At 63.3% G+C, this 17,708-nt stretch carries 18 protein-coding genes; 10 read left to right on the top strand and 8 right to left on the bottom strand.

The genetic code is table 11. The features are described 5' to 3' along the window. Positions 1-42 precede the first annotated feature (42 nt). Positions 43-903: a metallophosphoesterase gene (locus ACTQ4R_RS06345; protein WP_441626937.1), complete on the top strand. Its 861-nt coding sequence runs from the start codon at positions 43-45 to the stop codon at positions 901-903. Between the two features lie 10 nt (positions 904-913). Continuing rightward, a complete protein-coding gene (mnmG, locus tag ACTQ4R_RS06340) occupies positions 914-2,779 on the top strand; it encodes a tRNA uridine-5-carboxymethylaminomethyl(34) synthesis enzyme MnmG (protein ID WP_441626935.1) in 1,866 nt (621 codons plus the stop codon). On the opposite strand, the gene ACTQ4R_RS06335 is transcribed toward mnmG, so the two are convergent. After that, on the bottom strand, positions 2,757-2,975 hold the full coding sequence (locus ACTQ4R_RS06335) for a hypothetical protein (RefSeq protein ID WP_441626933.1): 219 nt from the start codon (positions 2,973-2,975) through the stop codon (positions 2,757-2,759). The two genes, mnmG and ACTQ4R_RS06335, sit on opposite strands and share 23 nt — an antisense overlap. 77 nt (positions 2,976-3,052) lie before the next feature. On the opposite strand from ACTQ4R_RS06335, the gene ACTQ4R_RS06330 reads away from it, so the two are divergent. Genes ACTQ4R_RS06330 through ACTQ4R_RS06315 form a run of 4 tightly spaced genes read left to right on the top strand, consistent with a single transcriptional unit; the run spans position 3,053 to position 6,052 of the window. After that, the gene (locus ACTQ4R_RS06330) at positions 3,053-3,277 is read left to right on the top strand and encodes a helix-turn-helix domain-containing protein (RefSeq protein ID WP_441626931.1); all 225 of its coding nucleotides are present in this window, start codon (positions 3,053-3,055) and stop codon (positions 3,275-3,277) included. Positions 3,278-3,317: 40 nt separating this feature from the next. Beyond that, positions 3,318-3,989: a cyclase family protein gene (locus ACTQ4R_RS06325; protein ID WP_441626929.1), complete on the top strand. Its 672-nt coding sequence runs from the start codon at positions 3,318-3,320 to the stop codon at positions 3,987-3,989. Beyond that, positions 3,986-5,314 carry a MurT ligase domain-containing protein gene (locus tag ACTQ4R_RS06320; protein ID WP_441626927.1) on the top strand — a complete coding sequence of 443 codons (1,329 nt, stop codon included), beginning with the start codon at positions 3,986-3,988 and terminating at the stop codon, positions 5,312-5,314. The genes ACTQ4R_RS06325 and ACTQ4R_RS06320 overlap by 4 nt, the downstream gene beginning before the upstream one ends. Before the next feature lie 3 nt (positions 5,315-5,317). Beyond that, positions 5,318-6,052, top strand: coding sequence for a type 1 glutamine amidotransferase (locus ACTQ4R_RS06315; RefSeq protein ID WP_441626925.1), 735 nt, complete (start codon positions 5,318-5,320; stop codon positions 6,050-6,052). 73 nt (positions 6,053-6,125) lie between these two features. Here ACTQ4R_RS06315 and ACTQ4R_RS06310 read toward each other — a convergent pair whose 3' ends face one another. After that, positions 6,126-7,034: an AraC family transcriptional regulator gene (locus tag ACTQ4R_RS06310; RefSeq protein WP_441626923.1), complete on the bottom strand. Its 909-nt coding sequence runs from the start codon at positions 7,032-7,034 to the stop codon at positions 6,126-6,128. Positions 7,035-7,172: 138 nt separating this feature from the next. Here ACTQ4R_RS06310 and ACTQ4R_RS06305 point away from each other — a divergent pair, with 138 nt between their 5' ends. After that, positions 7,173-7,430 (top strand): hypothetical protein, encoded by a 258-nt coding sequence (locus ACTQ4R_RS06305; RefSeq protein ID WP_441626921.1) that lies wholly within the window; start codon positions 7,173-7,175, stop codon positions 7,428-7,430. Positions 7,431-7,717: 287 nt separating this feature from the next. Here ACTQ4R_RS06305 and nifJ read toward each other — a convergent pair whose 3' ends face one another. Both nifJ and ACTQ4R_RS06295 read right to left on the bottom strand, forming a co-directional pair. After that, on the bottom strand, positions 7,718-11,245 hold the full coding sequence (nifJ, locus tag ACTQ4R_RS06300; RefSeq protein ID WP_441626919.1) for a pyruvate:ferredoxin (flavodoxin) oxidoreductase: 3,528 nt from the start codon (positions 11,243-11,245) through the stop codon (positions 7,718-7,720). Between the two features lie 98 nt (positions 11,246-11,343). Further along, positions 11,344-11,556, bottom strand: a complete 213-nt coding sequence (locus ACTQ4R_RS06295) for a hypothetical protein (protein ID WP_441626917.1) — start codon at positions 11,554-11,556, stop codon at positions 11,344-11,346. Here ACTQ4R_RS06295 and ACTQ4R_RS06290 point away from each other — a divergent pair. Both ACTQ4R_RS06290 and ACTQ4R_RS06285 read left to right on the top strand, forming a co-directional pair. Then, positions 11,555-13,072 carry a YifB family Mg chelatase-like AAA ATPase gene (locus ACTQ4R_RS06290; protein ID WP_441626915.1) on the top strand — a complete coding sequence of 506 codons (1,518 nt, stop codon included), beginning with the start codon at positions 11,555-11,557 and terminating at the stop codon, positions 13,070-13,072. The genes ACTQ4R_RS06295 and ACTQ4R_RS06290 overlap by 2 nt on opposite strands. Before the next feature lie 335 nt (positions 13,073-13,407). Then, entirely contained in the window at positions 13,408-13,770 is a 363-nt protein-coding gene (locus tag ACTQ4R_RS06285; RefSeq protein WP_441626913.1) for a transposase, read from the top strand. A gap of 182 nt (positions 13,771-13,952) precedes the next feature. On the opposite strand, the gene ACTQ4R_RS06280 is transcribed toward ACTQ4R_RS06285, so the two are convergent. The 4 genes from ACTQ4R_RS06280 to ACTQ4R_RS06265 form a co-directional block, all read right to left on the bottom strand. After that, positions 13,953-14,273 (bottom strand): hypothetical protein, encoded by a 321-nt coding sequence (locus tag ACTQ4R_RS06280; RefSeq protein ID WP_441626911.1) that lies wholly within the window; start codon positions 14,271-14,273, stop codon positions 13,953-13,955. Continuing rightward, positions 14,270-15,103: an RsiV family protein gene (locus tag ACTQ4R_RS06275; RefSeq protein WP_441626909.1), complete on the bottom strand. Its 834-nt coding sequence runs from the start codon at positions 15,101-15,103 to the stop codon at positions 14,270-14,272. The genes ACTQ4R_RS06280 and ACTQ4R_RS06275 overlap by 4 nt, the downstream gene beginning before the upstream one ends. Before the next feature lie 8 nt (positions 15,104-15,111). Continuing rightward, positions 15,112-15,600 (bottom strand): RNA polymerase sigma factor, encoded by a 489-nt coding sequence (locus tag ACTQ4R_RS06270; RefSeq protein WP_441626907.1) that lies wholly within the window; start codon positions 15,598-15,600, stop codon positions 15,112-15,114. Between the two features lie 91 nt (positions 15,601-15,691). After that, complete coding sequence (locus tag ACTQ4R_RS06265; protein ID WP_441626905.1) at positions 15,692-16,324, bottom strand: flavodoxin family protein; 633 nt, start codon at positions 16,322-16,324, stop codon at positions 15,692-15,694. 173 nt (positions 16,325-16,497) lie between these two features. Between ACTQ4R_RS06265 and thiI the strand changes: the two genes are divergently transcribed. Then, positions 16,498-17,676, top strand: coding sequence for a tRNA uracil 4-sulfurtransferase ThiI (gene thiI / locus ACTQ4R_RS06260; RefSeq protein ID WP_441626903.1), 1,179 nt, complete (start codon positions 16,498-16,500; stop codon positions 17,674-17,676). Positions 17,677-17,708 lie beyond the last annotated feature (32 nt).

Below are 17,708 nucleotides of genomic sequence, written 5' to 3'. Positions count from 1 at the left end.
TTTTCCGCGTTTTTACATTGGGCGGCTGAGGGGGCCGCATTTATGGCAAAACATCGACTTCCCCGCCGCCGGCGGTGGGGGCTGGCGGTACTGGTCCTCCTGGCGGCCGTCTTTTTTCTACGGTGGAGCAACACGGCCCTGCAGGTCACCCGCTTCGCCCCCGTTTTCCGGGACCTGCCCGCCGGCTTTGACGGCTGCCGGGCGGCGGTCATTGGCGACCTGCACTCCGCCTTCTTCGGGCGGAACAACGAGGACCTCTACGCCGCCCTGGCGGCGGAGGAGCCGGACTATATCTTTTTGGTGGGCGACCTGCTGGACCGCTACCGTCCGGTGCCGGAGGGTTATGCCGCCTCGGCGGCGGAGGCCCTTTCCGCCATCGCCCCCACCTACTATGTCACCGGCAACCACGAGTGGGCCCTGGGAAATGTGCCCGCCTTGAAGCAGACCCTGGCGGACCACGGCGTGATGGTGCTGTCCAACCAGTTCACGGCACTGGAGCGGGGCGGGGACACCATCGTCCTGGCGGGCATCGACGACCCCAACGGCTACGCCGACCAGAAAACGCCGGAGCAGCTGGCGGCGGAGGTGTACGCCCAATGGGGCGACCCCTTCTGGGTGCTGCTGGCCCACCGCAACGACCGCTTCGCCTCCCGGTACAGCCTGCTGGGGGCGGACCTGGTGGTCTCCGGCCACGCCCACGGCGGCATCATCCGCCTGCCTTTTACCGACGGGCTCATTTCCCACGATTTTCAGCTGTTCCCCTCCTACACGGCGGGGCTTTACCGGGAAAACGGCTCCGTCCTGTTCGTCACCCGGGGCCTGGGCAATTCCGGCCCCTCCTTCCGGCTGTTCAACCGGCCGGAGGTGGCCGTGGTGACGCTGCACAAAGAATCTGAAGTTTGAGGAATTACCCATGACCGAATTTCACGCCGGACAATTTGATATTGCCGTCATCGGTGCCGGCCACGCCGGCATCGAGGCGGCGCTGGCCGCCGCCCGGCTGGGGATGGAGACCGTGGTGTTCACCATCAACCTGGACGCCGTGGGCAACATGCCCTGCAACCCCGCCATCGGCGGCACCGGCAAGGGCCACCTGGTCCGGGAGCTGGACGCCCTGGGCGGCGAGATGGCAAAGGCCGCCGACGCGTGCTGCATCCAGTACCGGCTTTTGAACAAGGGCAAGGGCCCCGCCGTGTGGAGCCTGCGGGCCCAGGCGGACCGCCGCAAGTACCAGGAGCGGATGAAGCACACCCTGGAGCGGCAGGAGCACCTGACCGTCCGCCAGGGCGAGGTGGTGGCCCTCCGGGCGGAGGGCGGCGCGGTGCGGCAGGTGGTGCTGTCCACCGGGGCGGTATTCGATGTGCGCGCCGTCATCCTGGCCACGGGCACCTACCTCTCCGGCCGCACCATCATCGGCGAGTGCGTGGAGGAATCCGGCCCCGACGGCATGCACGCCGCGGCGCGGCTGACGGACTCCCTGCTGGCCCTGGGTCTGCCTCTGCGGCGGTTCAAGACCGGCACGCCGCCCCGGGTCAATGCCCGAACGGTGGATTTTGACGAGATGGAGCTCCAGCCGGGAGACACCCTCCCCGTCCCTTTCTCGTACAGCACGAAAACGCCGCCGGAGAACTCCGCCGTGTGCTGGCTCACCTGGACCACGGAGGAGACCAAGCGCATCGTCCAGGAGAACTTGGACCGGGCACCCATGTACTCCGGCCTCATCGAGGGCGTCGGCCCCCGGTACTGCCCCTCCTTTGAGACGAAGATCGTCCGCTTTCCGGACAAGCTCCGCCACCAGCTGTTTGTGGAGCCCATGGGGCTCAACACCGAGGAGCTGTACATCCAGGGCTTCTCCTCCTCCATGCCGGAGGAGGTGCAGCTGCGGATGCTCCACAGTGTGCCGGGCCTGCGCCGGGCCGTCATGACCCGCCCGGCCTACGCCATCGAATACGACTGCATCGACCCTCTGGCCCTGCGGGCCACCCTGGAGTGCAAGGCCGTCAGCGGCCTATACGGCGCCGGGCAGTTCAACGGCTCCTCCGGCTATGAGGAGGCCGCCGTCCAGGGCTTTGTGGCCGGCGTCAACGCCGCCCGGAAGCTGAAGGGCGAAAGCGACTTCATCCTCTCCCGGTCGGAGAGCTACATCGGCACCCTCATCGACGACCTGGTGACCAAGGGCACCAACGAGCCCTACCGCATCATGACCTCCCGCAGCGAGTACCGCCTGCTGCTGCGCCAGGACAACGCCGACTGGCGGCTCACCCGCCGGGGCCGCGACATCGGCCTGGTGTCCGACGGGCGGCTGCGGGAAGTGGAGGAAAAATACGCCGCGGTGGAGCGGGAGATCAAGCGCCTTGCCCACACCGGCGCCGCCCCCTCCCCGGCCCTTTCCGCCCTGCTGGCGGAAAAGGGCACCGCCGACGTCACCGACGGTGCCTCCCTGCTGTCCCTTTTGAAGCGGCCCCAGCTCCACTATGCCGAGCTGGCTCCCTTTGACCCGGAGCGGCCAAGCCTCCCGGCGGACGTGGCCGAGCAAGTGGAGATCAGCGTGAAATACGAGGGCTACATCCAGCGCCAGCAAAAGCAGGTGGAGGATTTCCGGAAGATGGAGGGCCGCAAGCTGCCTCCCGACTTGGATTTCAACGCCATCCAGGGTCTGCGGCTGGAGGCCCGGGAAAAGCTCTCCGCCATCCGTCCCCTGGACCTGGGACAGGCCAGCCGCATCTCCGGCGTGTCCCCGGCGGATGTGACGGCCCTCATGGTCTATCTGGAGCGGTGAGGGCGAGCCCCAGCCGGACTCCTGTCTCAAAGGCGGCGGTGGCGCAGTCCAGCACCAGGGCGTACACCCGGTCCAGCCGCTCCAGCTCCGTCTCCCCCGCCAGGGCCTCCCGCACCCGGGCATCCTGAAAGGCCGGCAGCCGCCCCAGCCGGGGCTGGGCATACTTGTCGTAGAGCCATTCATAGATGGATTCCAACGTTTATCACCTCTAGCGCAATTTAATTGTGCTATTATTATACACGCAATTAAATTGTGTGTCAACAGGAGGCTTGCATGCAAAACAACCTTCTTGCAGAATTTGGCCGGCGTCTCCGGGAACTTCGCCAGGAGCGAAACGGAACGCAAAAATCCATGGCGGCCTATTTGGGCTGTACTGTCAGCAATTATCAAAAAATGGAGTATGGGCAGGTCAACGTCCCCGCCTTGACCCTCATCGCCCTGTCCGAATATTTTCACGTGAGCATCGACTATCTTCTGGGCCGCAGCGAATTGCGGTGACTGTCCTCAAGATACAACCACAAGGAAGGAATCTGTACACATGATCATCGACTTGACCCATACCATCACGCCGGACACCTTCGTCTATCCCGGCACGCCCCGCCCCGCCTTCTCCCACACCCGCACGCTGACGGACAACGGTGCCCGGGAGACGCTGCTGCAGATCGGCTCCCACACCGGCACCCACATGGACGCCCCCCGCCACATCCTGCCGGAGGGCTGCGGCCTGGACCAGCTCCCCCCCTCCCAGTTCTGCGGCCGGGCCGCCGTCATCGACGTGTCCCACCTGGGAGCCGGCGCCGTCATCACCGCTGATTTTCTCCGCCAGCAAAACGGCTACCTCCGCACCGCCGACTTTGCCCTGTTCTACACCGGCTGGGAGAAGAAGTGGGGCACCGAGGCCTTTTTGAGCGAGGCCTTCCCCGTGCCCGATGAGGAGGCGGCCCGGTATCTGGTGTCCTGCGGCCTCAAGGGCGTGGGCACCGACGCCATCAGCGTGGACTCCCTCTCCGGCAGCGACTATCCCGCCCACAAGGTGCTGCTGGGCGGCGGACTGGTCATTGTGGAGAACCTGTGCCTAAAGAAGGTCGTGGGCCGGAAGGACGTCATGTTTTTCGCCCTGCCCTTGAAATACGCCGGAGCCGACGGCGCCCCCGTCCGGGCCATCGCCGAGTTCCGGGACTTCTCTGAAAAGGAGATGAGCGGGGAATGAGAAAGTTCCTTGCGATCTTAGTATGCAAGCTGGGCCGGGCCGTGGGCAGGCTGGTGGGCAAGGGCAGCTCCCTGCCCGGAAAGTACGCTCTGAAGATCTGCCCGGACATTCTGCGCCGGGTGCAGTTGCCCGCCCACATCATCGCCGTCACCGGCAGCAACGGCAAGACCTCCACCGTGGAGATGATCGCCGCCATCCTCCGCTCCGGCGGCAAGACCGTGGTATACAACGAGGAGGGCTCCAACCAGATCGAGGGCGTCACCACCACCGTGCTGACCAACGCCACTCTGACCGGCCGGGTGAAGGCCGACGTGCTGCTCATCGAGTCCGATGAGCGCTACGCCGCCCACAGCTTCCGCTACTTCCACCCCACGGAGTTCGTCATCACCAACCTGTACCGGGACCAGCTGACCCGCAACGGCCATCCCGAGTGGGTGTACGACGCCATTCTGCCCGCCATCCACCCGGACACGAAGCTCATCCTGAACGCTGACGACCCCCTGTCCTCCTGCTTCGCCCAGAACCACGGGAAGGTGAAGTGGTTCGGTCTGGACAAGTGCGCCATCTCCACGGATGCGCCCACCGGCGTGTACCACGACGGCGCCTACTGCCCGGTGTGCCACGCCCCCATGGTGTACGATTACGTCCACTACAACCACATCGGCGCCTACCGCTGCACCCGGTGCGGCCACGCCAAGCCCGCCACGGATTACACCGTCACGGCGGCGGATCTGGACCAGGGCCGTTTGACCATCGACGGCGCCGTCACCATCCAGCTGGCCTTCCGCAGCATCTACAACGTCTACAACATCCTGGCGGCCTACGCCGCCTGCCGGGAGGTGGGCATCGCCGCGGACACCGCCGCCGGGGTCATCAACAACTACATTCTGAAAAACGGACGGATGCAGAAGTTTACCCTGGGGGCCCACAAGGGGATGCTGCTGACCAGCAAGCACGAAAACTCCATCGCCTACGACACGAACCTGCGGTATGTGGCAGCCTCCAAGGAGCCCTGCACCGTGGTGGTCATCGTGGACGCGGTGAGCCGCAAGTACTTCACCAGCGAAACCAGCTGGCTGTGGGACATTGACTTCGACCTGCTGAACACCCCCCAGGTGGAGCGGGTCATCCTCTCCGGCCGGTACTGCAATGACCTGGCCCTGCGGTTCTCCTTCACCGGCATCCCCCGGGAAAAAATTCTGGTCCAGCCGGACATCGCCGCCGCGGCCCAGACGCTGAAGGAAGACGGCGGCGAGCAGGTATACGTGGTCACCTGCTTCTCCGACCGGGACAAGCTGCTGGCCCACGTGGTAAAGGAGGCGTAAGGCATGGAACTGAAAATCGTCCATTTCTACCCCGACCTCATGAACCTGTACGGCAGCTACGCCAATGTCGCGGTTTTGAAGCGGTATCTGGAGGAGCTGGGAAACACCGTCACGGTGGAGACCGTGGCCCCCGGCGAGGAAGCGGACCTTGCCGGCGCGGACTTCCTCTTCATGGGCGCCGGCACCGAGCGGCGGCAGAAGGCCGCCCTGTCTGACTTTGTCCGCTGCGGCGAGGCCGTGAAGGCCCTGGCCCGGGACGGCGCCGCCATGCTGTTTGCCGGCACCGCTATGGAGCTGCTGGGCAAGACCATCACCGCCGATGACGGCACCGTTTACGAGGGCATCGGCCTGGGGGCGTTTACCTCCGTCCAGGGCAAGAAGCGGTTCGTGGAGGATGTGTACGGCACCACGGACCTGTACGACGGGCCGGTGGTGGGCTTCATGAACAAGTGCAGCATCATCCAGGGGGTGGAAACGCCTCTTGTGACCGCCATGGACATGGGCTTCGGCAACAGCGGAGAAAAGACCCCCGAGGGCTTCCGCTTCCGGAACGTATTCGCCTCGGAGCTCACCGGCCCCATTTTGGTGAAAAACCCCCGCCTGCTGGACAAGGTGGCCCAGGCCATCTACGCCCGCCGGGACCAGGCCCTGCCGGACCGGCTTCCCCGCTGGCAGTACGCCGAGGACGGCTACGCCATCACGGCCCAGCAGCTGAAGCTGCGGTGGGAAAAGCCGTAAACGCCGGCCGAAAATCTGATAAAAGCCCCGCCTGTTTTGAAAACAGGCGGGGCTTTTTTGCTGCACGGGGGCGTCATCGCCCGGTCCGTTTCCTTTCCCGGTAGGCCGAGGGGGTGCAGCCCTTCAATTCCCGGAACGTTTTGGTAAAATAGCTCATCTCCCGAAAGCCGCACCGCTCTGCGATGTCGCTGACCTTCCAGTCGGTATCCGCCAGCAGCTCCGCCGCTTTCTGCACCCGCAGCTGCCGGAGGTATTGGATGGGTGTGGTGCCGATGGTGGCGTGAAAGCACCGCAGGCACTCACTCGGGCTGATGCTGACGCTGGCCGCGATGTAGGCAACGGTCAGTTCCCGGGTATAATGCGCCTGCATAAAACGCATCATAGCTTTGATGCGCTCCTCATCCCGCAGGGCCTTTTCCGAGGGGAGCCGGGGCTCCACAGGCAGATGCGTGACCAGCTGGAACACCAGCTCCGACAGCGCCGCCCGGACCTGAAACACAAACCCCGGCATCTCCCGCTCCGCGCTGTGCCAGGCGGACTCGATGGCCTCCAGGGACTCCCGCCGCCATGGGACCCTTCTGTCCAGGCGCACACAGGCCGGCGCCCGGGGCGAGAGCAGCGGAAGCAGGTACTCCTGCCAGAAAACGCTGTCCACGCTGCCGCCCACCAGGCGGGGATGAAACACCACCGAGCGCAGGCGAAATCCCCCGCCGCCCAGGTCCCGGATGTTGTGCAGCACCCTGGAGCCGATGAAAAAGCCGTCGCCGGCGGAAACGGTGAACGTCTCCCCTCCAGCCGCCACCTCGACTTCTCCCTGGGAGACCACCACAGCCTCCAGCTCGTCATGCCAGTGCCAGGGGCAGGGGACCCCCTCCAAGTACAAATCGTCCCGGTAGCAGGCCACCGGAAACAGCGCCGTGCCGTGGTCGATCAGCTCCCATCCGTGGGGGTCCGCGGCACAGCCGCAGGACACCAATGCCATCCCATCCACCTCCTTGGCGGTTTTACACCAGAAAACCGACGGTTCTCTCATACCTCACCTTAAATTACGGTGATATTATAATAGTATAAGTGAACCGCCGTCAATACCGAAGCACAATTGCATGAAAAGAGGGACCATATGCTGACCATGACCGTCCTTCCCGACCGGGAAGCGTTTTTGCGTATCGTGGACCGCAGCCGGGGCAGTGTGCTGCTGCAGCTGCCGGACCGGACCGCCTGCGATCTAAAGCATGACTCCGCCGCCCGGCAGATGCTGCACCTGCTGAACCCGGGGCCGGAGGGCATCACGCTGCGTCTGACAGACCCGCGGGACCTGCCCGCCTACCTCCACTATATGATGGAAGCGCCCTTGCAGGCAGAAAAGGACCGCAGGTAAAACCTGCGGTCCTTTCAGCTTGCCGAAAAACCTCTGTTTGGAGAAAAAGCGTTCCGTTTCGCAGGGGGAGTACGAGGGGGCGGGAGACCCCTCGTGTTGAATCGAATGCCTGCAAACGCCTGCTGCCGCAGGCGTTTGCGCCGCACAGCGGCAGTTTTTTGGACTGCGAAGCAGACAAAAAAGCGAGGCATTGTGAAGTCTGTCGAAAAAGTCCACTGGACTTTTTCGACAGACTGAAAGGACCGCAGGTAAAACCTGCGGTCCTTTTTTGGTTTGCGAAAGGGGACTTAGCCCTCGTACATGGCCTTCAGCTTGAGCAGGTGCTCGTAGCGGTCCATGGCGGCCTTCTCGTTCCGCTCGAACAGCTCGGAAGCACGGTCGGGGAACTCGCGGGTCAGGCGGGAGTAACGGGCCTCGTTCATCAAGAACTCCTGGTAGCCGCCCTTGGGCTCCTTGGAGTCCAGGGTGAATTTAGCGCCCTCGGCAGCGGGGTTGAACCGGAACAGGTTCCAGTAGCCGCACTCCACAGCCTTCTTCATTTCCTTCTGGCAGTTCATCATGCCGCCCTTGATGCTGTGCATCTCGCAGGGAGCGTAGCCGATGATGAGGGAGGGACCATTGTAGGCCTCGGCCTCCTTGATGGCCTTCAAGGTCTGCGCGGGGTTGGCGCCCATGGCCACCTGGGCCACGTACACATAGCCGTAGCTCATGGCGATCTCAGCCAGGGACTTCTTCTTGACTTCCTTACCGGCAGCCGCGAACTGGGCGACCTGGCCGATGTTGGAGGCCTTGGAAGCCTGTCCGCCGGTGTTGGAGTAGACCTCGGTGTCGAACACGAAGACGTTCACGTTCTGACCGGAAGCCAGCACGTGGTCCACGCCGCCGAAGCCGATGTCGTAGGCCCAGCCGTCACCACCGAAGATCCACATGGACTTCTTGCCCAGGTACTCCTTGTCAGCCAGGATCTCCTTGCTGTACGGGCAGTCGGAATCGGCTTCCAGAGCGGCGACCAGCTTGGCGACGGCGGCCTTGTTGGCCTCGTAGTCCTCCATGGTGGCCAGATACTCCTCGCAGGCGGCCTTCTTGGTCTCGCTGGTGGTCACACCGGCCAGCTCCTTGACCTTGCCGGCCAGGCGGGAACGGGTGGCCTGCTGGCCCAGGAACATGCCCAGGCCGTGCTCGGCGTTATCCTCGAACAGGGAGTTGGACCAGGCGGGGCCGTGGCCTTCCTTGTTGGTGCAGTAGGGAGAGGTAGCGGCGGGACCGCCCCAGATGGAGGAGCAGCCGGTGGCGTTGGAGATGTACATATGGTCGCCGAACAGCTGGGTGATCAGGCGGGCATAGCTGGTCTCGGCGCAGCCGGCGCAGGAGCCGGAGAACTCCAGGTAGGGCTGCTTGAACTGGCTGCCCTTGACGGTGTCGTCCTGCATATCCTTCTTCTCAGAGACCTCGGCCACGCAGTAGTTGAACACATCCTGCTGGGCGGCTTCCTGCTCCTGGGGCACCATGGTCAGAGCGCCCACGGGGCACTGGCCCACGCACACGGCGCAGCCCATGCAGTCCAGAGGAGACACGGCCATGGTGTACTTGTAAACGCCCTTGCCCTTGCCGGCCTTGATGTCCACGATCTTGGCGGCGGCGGGAGCCTTGGCGGCCTCCTCCTCGCTCAGAGCGTAGGGACGGATGGTGGCGTGGGGGCAGACATAGGCGCAGTTGTTGCACTGGATGCACTTGGCGGAATCCCAGGTGGGAACGGTCACGGCCACGCCGCGCTTTTCGTAAGCGGCGGCGCCCAGCTCGAACTGGCCGTCCACGTGCTTGACGAAAGCGGAGACAGGCAGGCTGTCGCCGTCCATCTTGCCCACGGGGTTCAGGATGGTCTTGACCTGCTCCACCAGCTCGGGCTTGCCGGCCAGCTGGACATCGTTGGCCACGTCCTGGGCGTCGGCCCAGTCGGCGGGGACCTCAAACTTCTTGTAGGCGGTGGCGCCGGCGTCGATGGCCTTGTGGTTCATGTCGACGATGTCCTGGCCCTTCTTCAAATAAGAATGGGTGGCGGCGTCCTTCATGTACTGGATGGCCTCAGACTCGGGCATGACCTTTGCCAGAGAGAAGAAGGCGGACTGCAGGATGGTGTTGGTCCGCTTGCCCATGCCGATCTCCTTGGCCAGGTCGATGGCGTTGATGGTGTAGACCTGGATGTTGTTCTTGGCGATGTAGCGCTTGGAGGCGGCGTCCAGATGGTGGCCCAGCTCCTCGTCGCTCCACTGGCAGTTGATGAGGAAGGTGCCGCCGGGCTTCACGTCACGGACGATGGGGAAGCCCTTGGTGATGTAGGCGGGCACGTGGCAGGCCACGAAGTCGGCCTTGTTGATGTAGTAAGAGGACTTGATTGGGGTGTCGCCGAAGCGCAGGTGGCTGACGGTGACGCCGCCGGTCTTCTTGGAGTCATACTGGAAGTACGCCTGGACGTACTTGTCGGTATGGTCGCCGATGATCTTGATGGAGTTCTTGTTGGCGCCGACGGTGCCGTCGCCGCCCAGGCCCCAGAACTTGCAGGCGATGGTGCCGGCGGGAGCCACACCGGGGGCGGGCTTCTCCTCCAGGCTCAGGTGGGTGACATCATCCACGATGCCGATGGTGAACTGGCGCTTCATCTGGTCCTTGGCCAGCTCCTCATACACAGCGAACACGCTGCGGGGAGGCGTATCCTTGGAGCCCAGACCGTAACGGCCGCCGATGACCTGGATGTCGGTCTTGCCGGCGTTGGCCAGAGCGGTGACAACGTCCATGTACAGAGGCTCGCCCTGGGAGCCGGGCTCCTTGGTGCGGTCCAGAACGGCGATCTTCTTGCAGGTGGCGGGGATGGCCTCGATCAGCTTGTCCGCCCGGAAAGGACGATACAGGCGGACCATGACCATGCCGACCTTCTCGCCCTGGGCGGTCATGTAGTCAATGACCTCCTGGGCCACGTTGCAGATGGAGCCCATGGCGATGATGACCCGCTCGGCGTCGGGAGCGCCATAGTAGTTGAACAGCTGATAGTTGGTGCCCAGCTTCTCGTTGATCTTGCCCATGTACTTCTCCACCACGGCGGGCAGCGCGTCGTAGTAGGGGTTGCAGGCCTCACGGTGCTGGAAGAAGATGTCGCCGTTTTCGTGAGAGCCGCGCATGTTGGGCCGCTCGGGGTTCAGCGCATGCTTGCGGAAGGCGGCCACGGCGTCCATGTCGCACATTTCCTTCAGGTCATCGTAATCCCACACGGCCACCTTCTGGATCTCGTGAGAGGTACGGAAACCGTCGAAGAAGTTGATGAAGGGAACGCGGCCCTCGATGGCGGCCAGATGGGCCACGGGAGCCAGGTCCATGATCTCCTGGGGATCGTTCTCGCACAGCATGGCGAATCCGGTCTGGCGGCAGGCCATCACGTCGGAGTGGTCACCGAAGATATTCAGCGCGTGGGTGGACACGGTACGGGCGGACACGTGGAACACGCAGGGCAGCAGCTCGCCGGCGATCTTGTACATATTGGGGATCATCAGCAGCAGGCCCTGGGACGCGGTGTAGGTGGTGGTCAGCGCGCCGGCGGCCAGAGAGCCGTGAACGGTGCCGGAGGCACCCGCCTCGGACTGCATCTCGCACACCTTGACGGTGGTTCCGAAGATGTTCTTCTGACCAGCGGCAGCCCACTGGTCCACCAAGTCTGCCATGGGAGAGGACGGGGTGATCGGATAGATACCCGCCACTTCGGTAAATGCGTAGCTGACGTATGCAGCGGCATTGTTACCGTCCATGGACTTGAACTTTCTTGCCATAAACTTACCTCCTATTTTTGCTGCCCGCGGCAGCATCTTACCAAGCACGAAATCCGGACACTCTCCCCCAGATTCACATGCATCGTTATTATATCACTTCATTTTTTCCGTGTAAACTGGCACTTTGTTATTTTTTGCACAAAAATTGCCTTTTTTGCGGATAGGCCAAATCCCCCCGGCATTTTTGGGCATATTTTGAAGTTTTCATTCCCTCTTCCCCGCTTTTGTGATACACTCAAGGCAGCCGGACGCCGTTTGCGGCGTTTTGGCGGTTCAACTTCTGTATCAATTCCCGGGAGGTGGTTTTTCATGGTGGTCTGTGTCCGCTCGCTGGGCCTTTCCGGCATCGCCGGATACGAGGTGAAGGCGGAGTGCTTCCTCTCCGGCGGCCTGCCGGCCTTTGACATCGTGGGCTTACCGGACGCCGCCGTGCGGGAGGCCCGGGAACGGGTCCGGGCGGCTGTAAAAAACTGCGGGGCCAAGTTCCCCGTCAGCCGTATCACCGTGAACCTGGCTCCCGCGGGACAGAAAAAGGCAGGCACCGTCTATGACCTGCCCATTTTCGTGGGACTGCTGGCGGCGGGCGGCGACCTGCCTGTTCCCCCGGCGGACGCCGCGTTTTTGGGCGAGCTGTCCCTCACCGGCGCGGTGCGGGGCGTGGAGGGCGTGCTGCCCATGGCCCTGGCCGCCCGGGACGCCGGCGTGAAGCAGCTGTTCGTCCCGGCGGAAAACGCCGCCGAGGCCACCCTGGCCGGCGGGCTCACCGTCTACGGCGTGCCGGATGTGAAGGCCCTGGCCGCCCACTTAAAGGGCGAGGCTCCCCTGTCCCCCGCCCCGGGATGGGAGCCGGAGGCGGAGACGGTTCCCCTGCCGGACCTCCGGGACGTCATGGGCCAGGAGAACGTGAAACGGGCGCTGGAGATCGCCGCGGCAGGCGGCCACAACCTGCTGCTCATCGGCTCTCCCGGCGCCGGCAAATCCATGCTGGCCAAGCGCCTGCCCTCCATCCTGCCGGACATGACCCGCCCCGAGGCCCTGGAGGCCTCCGGCATCTGGTCGGTGGCGGGGCTGACGGACCCCCGCCGCCCCCTGCTGACCCGCCGTCCCTTCCGCTCTCCCCACCACACCGCCTCCGCCGCGGCCCTGGCCGGCGGCGGGCCCGCCCTGCGGCCGGGTGAGATGTCCCTGGCCCACAACGGCGTCTTGTTTTTGGACGAGCTGCCGGAGTTCCGCCGGGACGTGCTGGAGGCCATGCGCCAGCCCCTGGAGGAGGGGGAGGTCACCGTGGCCCGGGCCGGCGGCACGCTGCGCCTGCCCGCCCGGTTCCAGCTGGTGTGCGCCATGAATCCCTGCCGCTGCGGCTGGCGGGGCCACCCCACCCACCGCTGCACCTGCTCCGACCGGGAGGTGGAGAAGTACGTGGAGAAGATCTCCGGCCCCCTGCTGGACCGTATCGACCTCCATGTCAGCGTTCCCTCCGTGGAGTACGAGGCCATGCGCCGCAAGGAGGTCCCCGAGTCCTCCGCCGCCGTCAAGAGCCGGGTGGACGCTGCCCGGGCCATCCAGGCGCGGCGCTTCGCCGGGACGGACACCGCCTGCAACGCCCGCATGACCCCCGCCCAGATCGCTCAGTTCTGCGCCCTGGGCGAAGCCGGAGACAGGCTGATGGAAAGCGCCTTTGCCCGCATGGGCCTCACCGCCCGGTCCCACGACCGGATCTTGCGGGTGGCCCGCACCATCGCGGACCTGGACGGGGCCGACGCCATCGGCCCCCAGCATCTTGCTGAAGCAATCCAATACCGGAACACGGATATCCTCAGGGGGTAACGCCTCCGAAAAGCCACGGAGAGTTTTCAGCGGAAGAGGAGGTCGTGGGCTCCCCAATGTCATTCGGTTACGCAGGGCTCCCCCAGTTAAGTTTAAGCCCCCATCCGCTTTCGCTGTTTTAGCGGAAGCGGATGGGGGCTTTTTTATTTTTGACCAGTGGCAGCCATCATATTTACTCAACTAACCAAGTATTTTAGTATCGGAGTTTTTTTCATTAGAAGGGTAATTATTAAGCTTCCAAACAGGATGAAAAGAGAATATATGAGATTGCACGGGATGTTGCAAAGCACGGCATATGTCAAAATTTTCTTTTTTGTGAGCTGTATGAATATCTCGTGCAAAAAATATATTCCCCGTGTATTACAAGAGATTGCGTTGGGTGTCCATATCAAGGGCAGTGTCGTCCAAAAATCGATGGAAGGAATGCAACATTCATTACCTCAAAGAATGCTTCAAACAGGGCAAAGAGCCAAAGGTATATGCAAAGTGAAGAATTCAGCAATTATGCAAAGCTTAGGAATGGCGTAGAAACGGTACCGGCAAACATCCGTAAGAATTACCGCCTTGATAAATTGCCACGAGGCAAGCAACGAGGAAAATTCTTCTTCGGTAGCAAAATAGCGGCTCTCAATTTCAGGAAGCTCTTTGGTTTTCGAAAGGGCTTGGTTAATTATGCTCAAAATCCAATATGTGGATAGCAAAAGAATAAAATGACTAAAATCTACTCTATGAAAAATAAGCACCCAGAGAGACAGCCTCAAAAGGCCATTTCCTCTGGGTGCTCATTTCAGCGCTATTTTTCCAGCTCTTTGCTATTGGTCATACATAAAAGGCTTGTTTTGACCCCGGCATCATGACATGCCGAACCTTTCCTGTTCTTTTATTCCGCCGCTTCCACGGAGAGGACCTCTCCGGTGAAGCTGTCCACCACGGAGAGCTCGCCGGTATACGTCACCGTCACCCGGCTGCCCACTGTCTGGTCCTTCAGCCCCTCCGGCGCGTCGCCGTCAAAGGCGAGGGCGTAGCTGTCGCCGTTGTCGTCCGTCACCACGAACATGAAGTCCTTCACCTCGTCCAGCGTGCCGGTGAGGGTGTGTTCCGTTTGTTCGGCCTTGGCGGCTTTTTTCCCGCCGCAGCCGGCGCAGGAGAGCACCAGGACTGCCGCCAGCAGGCAGGCGAATATCCGCTTGTTCCTCCTCATTTCAGCAGCCCTCCGTATACCTCCGCCGGGATGGTGAACTCCGGCATCCCCATGGAGCCGGGGGCGGCGGTATATTCGTCGAACACCAACACCAGCTCGCCCTCCCCGTTGAAGTAGAAATTCTGCTCCGGGTCAATGGCGCTGAACTCCTCCGGGAAATATCTGACACTCTCGTCGGCGGCCATCCGCTGCTCCATCTGCCGGCGCACCTCCTCGGAAAGGGGCGTCACATAGTCGGCATCCTCCCGGAACAGGTCCCGCAGCGTCACCACCTGTCCGGTTGCCTTGTCGATGTGGTAGAAGCGGCTGAACTGATAGCCGCTGGCCTGGGTCTCCACCGCGTCGACGCGGAGGGTGAACCAACTGTCCGAATCCGTCACCACGGAGCTGGTGACATCCAGGCTCTTGTAGCCCTCTCCCAGCGCCTCGCAGTCCGTTTGGAACTGCCCGATGAGCTGGTCCGTATAGGCCCGCACCTGGTCCGATACCTCCCGGGCCGCCGCGCTGCCGTCCAGCTCCGGGACGGTGACATCGGCGCTGGCGTGGCCGTCGTCATAGGTCCAGGAGCGGAAGGTCACCAGCTCCACGATGGTCCCCAGCACCGGCACATCCGCCAAAGCGGCGGCGGCCGCCGGGGATGCGTTGGGCACCGTGATGAACAGCGCCAACGCGGCAGCCATCCAAAGCCCCCAGCGGGGAGCGCGCCTGTGCTTCACAGGGGTCTCCTCCAGGGCGGCGCAGGTCTGAAAGACCCGACCCGCGTAATCCTCCGGCAGGGGGAAGGGCTCTTCCCTGGCCCGCTCTTTTAAAATCTCGTCAAATCGATCCATGTCGCACCTCACTCTTCTTCCAGCAGCTGGCGCAGCCTCGCCCGGCCCCGGGACAGGCGGGTCTTCACCGCCGCCTCGCTGATCCCCAGAACGCCGCTGATCTCCCGGATGGACAGGCCATCGTAGTAAAACAGGGTGACCGCGGCCCGGAGGTCGCCGCTGAGGGACATGACCGCCTGCCACAGGGTCAGCCGCTCCGTGTGGTCCTGGTCCTTGGCGGGCAGATAGTCCGCCACGTCCTCCAGGTCCACCGTGGGCCGCCGGCGGCGGCAGGTGTCATAGCACTTGTTCGCCAGGATGCGCAGAAGCCAGGGCCGGAACTTCTCCAGCTCCCGGAGGCTGTCCCGTCGCTCAAAGGCGGTGCAGATGGCTTCCTGCACAGCATCCTCGGCATCCTCGTCACTGCGGAGGATAGCCTTGGCGGTATGGAACAGCGTTTCCTGGTTTTTTACTACCAGGGCGCTGAAGGTCTTTTTATCCAGCTTGGCTTGCATCATGGCTGCGCGGCGTTCTCCTTTCCTCGTTTGGACCGGTCTGTAAATTAAGATGCGCCGGCAGGGCAAAAGGTGACATGGAACTGCGATTTTTTTACCGGATGAAGTTGGTCATGGTGCGGGCGTGGGTCTCCGGCGGCGGCAGGGTCTCCTTGGCGGCGGCCAGGGCCTTCACGGTCCAGGCCATGTTGCGGCCCAGCTTGGCGGCAACCTCCATGCCCTCGGTGTCCTGGGCGCACTCGCCCTTTTCCGCTCCGTGGACGGCGCCCCAGTAGTCGGAGGTGACAATGATCATCTCCATGGCGTCCATGGTCCCCAGCAGCTGCTGGTAGGTCTCCATACCGCCGCTGCGGCGCAGGGTGCACAGGGCGCCGCCCACCTTGTGGTGGAGCTGGTTGTCGCCGCAGCCGGCGGCCAGCATCAGCCGGTCCAGCACGCACTTCATGTTGCCGGCGATGCCGCCGTGGTACACGGGGCTGGCCAGCAGGATGCCGTCGGCCTCGATGCAGGCGGCGATGATGTCGTTGACCATGTCGTCGGTCTGGATGCAGCGCAGTGTTCCGTTGTCCAGGCAGTGGTAGCAGGCCAGGCAGGGGTGGACCTTGGCGCCGGGCTGGAACACCTGGAACTCCACACCGGCGGCCTCCACCTCCTTGCGGACGGCCTCCAGGCACAGCGCGGTGTTGCCGTTTTTGCGGGGACTTCCGTTGATGGCTACGATCTTCATATCGATTCCCTCCAGTTTTTATTTGGCTCCTGCCTTGATGATAGCAGGTCCTGCCCATGAAGGCAACCAGACTTTTGAAAAGTCTCTCTTTGGGCAAATGGGGGCTTTTGCTTCCGGGAAAAATGCTGTATAATAATATGTCTTGAAATTTTGGAAACCGGAGGGAATCCCCTATGAACAACAACGAGATCCTTCTGCTGAAGCTGGGCGAGGTGGTTTTGAAGGGCCTCAACCGCAAGGCCTTCGAGGACAAGCTCATGAACAACGTCCGCCGCCGGCTCCGCCGCTGCGGCAGCTTCCAGGTGTATATCCGCCAGAGCACCATCTACGTGGAGCCCAATAACGCCGAATGCGACATGGAGGAGGCCTATGCCGCCTGCCGCCAGGTGTTCGGCATCGCCGCCGTGGCCCGGGCCGTCCCCTGTGAAAAGACGGTGGAAGCCATCGTGGACACCGCCAAGACCTACCTGGCGGACGCCTTCGCCGCCGCCCGCAGCTTCAAGGTGGAGAGCAAGCGGGCCGACAAGACCTTCCGCCTCAACTCCATCCAGCTGAGCCAGGAGGTGGGCGGCGAGCTGGCGGAGGCCTTCCCCGCCGTGGCCGTGGACGTTCACGACCCGGACTTGACGGTGTACGTGGAGATTCGGGAGAAGTACGCCTATGTCCACGCTCCCTCCGTGCCCGGCGCCGGCGGACTGCCGGTGGGCATGGGCGGCACGGCGGTGAGCCTGCTGTCCGGCGGTCTGGACTCCCCCGTGTCCTCCTGGATGATGGCCCGCCGGGGCGTCCAGCTGGAGATGGTCCACTTCGTCTCCCCCCCTTACACCTCCCAGCAGGCCCTGGACAAGGTGCTGGAGCTGGCTCGGCTGCTGACGGCCTACTGCGGCCGCATGATCGTCCACGTCATCCCCTTTACCGAAATCCAGGAGGAGATCCGCAAAAACTGCCCGGAGGAGTATTTTACCCTCATCATGCGGCGGTTCATGATGCGCCTGGCGGAGGCCGTGGCCAAAAAGGCCAACGCCGGCGCCCTGGTCACCGGCGAGTCCCTGGGCCAGGTGGCAAGCCAGACCATGCTGGCCCTGGGCACCACGGAGGATGTCACCTCCCTGCCGGTGCTGCGGCCCCTCATCGGCATGGACAAGGTGGAGATCATCCGCCTTGCCCGGGAGATCGGCACCTATGATACCTCCATCCTCCCCTACGAGGACTGCTGCACCGTGTTCACCCCCCGCCATCCCTGCACCCGTCCCCGGGTGGAGGATGTCCGGGCCGCCGAGGCCGCTCTGGACGTGGACACCCTGGTGGCCAAGGCCCTGGAGGGGGAGACCTGGGTGCGGGTGAAGCCGTAACGGTCCCAAGCGCCCACCCCCATTTTTATCAA

Source organism: Dysosmobacter sp. Sow4_B12 (assembly GCF_052116665.1).
Classification (GTDB): domain Bacteria; phylum Bacillota; class Clostridia; order Oscillospirales; family Oscillospiraceae; genus Oscillibacter.
The sequence above is the reverse complement of the archived record's forward strand: the minus strand, read 5'-3'. Positions and strand labels throughout refer to the sequence as shown.

Bases quoted from the DNA above. Each gene is read 5' to 3' on its own strand.
- ACTQ4R_RS06345 (WP_441626937.1), top strand. From the start codon at position 43: ATGGCAAAACATCGACTTCCCCGCCGCCGGCGGTGGGGGCTGGCGGTA.
- mnmG (WP_441626935.1), top strand. From the start codon at position 914: ATGACCGAATTTCACGCCGGACAATTTGATATTGCCGTCATCGGTGCC.
- ACTQ4R_RS06330 (WP_441626931.1), top strand. From the start codon at position 3,053: ATGCAAAACAACCTTCTTGCAGAATTTGGCCGGCGTCTCCGGGAACTT.
- ACTQ4R_RS06325 (WP_441626929.1), top strand. From the start codon at position 3,318: ATGATCATCGACTTGACCCATACCATCACGCCGGACACCTTCGTCTAT.
- ACTQ4R_RS06320 (WP_441626927.1), top strand. From the start codon at position 3,986: ATGAGAAAGTTCCTTGCGATCTTAGTATGCAAGCTGGGCCGGGCCGTG.
- ACTQ4R_RS06315 (WP_441626925.1), top strand. From the start codon at position 5,318: ATGGAACTGAAAATCGTCCATTTCTACCCCGACCTCATGAACCTGTAC.
- ACTQ4R_RS06310 (WP_441626923.1), bottom strand. From the start codon at position 7,034: ATGGCATTGGTGTCCTGCGGCTGTGCCGCGGACCCCCACGGATGGGAG.
- ACTQ4R_RS06305 (WP_441626921.1), top strand. From the start codon at position 7,173: ATGCTGACCATGACCGTCCTTCCCGACCGGGAAGCGTTTTTGCGTATC.
- nifJ (WP_441626919.1), bottom strand. From the start codon at position 11,245: ATGGCAAGAAAGTTCAAGTCCATGGACGGTAACAATGCCGCTGCATAC.
- ACTQ4R_RS06290 (WP_441626915.1), top strand. From the start codon at position 11,555: ATGGTGGTCTGTGTCCGCTCGCTGGGCCTTTCCGGCATCGCCGGATAC.
- ACTQ4R_RS06295 (WP_441626917.1), bottom strand. From the start codon at position 11,556: ATGAAAAACCACCTCCCGGGAATTGATACAGAAGTTGAACCGCCAAAA.
- ACTQ4R_RS06280 (WP_441626911.1), bottom strand. From the start codon at position 14,273: ATGAGGAGGAACAAGCGGATATTCGCCTGCCTGCTGGCGGCAGTCCTG.
- ACTQ4R_RS06275 (WP_441626909.1), bottom strand. From the start codon at position 15,103: ATGGATCGATTTGACGAGATTTTAAAAGAGCGGGCCAGGGAAGAGCCC.
- ACTQ4R_RS06270 (WP_441626907.1), bottom strand. From the start codon at position 15,600: ATGATGCAAGCCAAGCTGGATAAAAAGACCTTCAGCGCCCTGGTAGTA.
- ACTQ4R_RS06265 (WP_441626905.1), bottom strand. From the start codon at position 16,324: ATGAAGATCGTAGCCATCAACGGAAGTCCCCGCAAAAACGGCAACACC.
- thiI (WP_441626903.1), top strand. From the start codon at position 16,498: ATGAACAACAACGAGATCCTTCTGCTGAAGCTGGGCGAGGTGGTTTTG.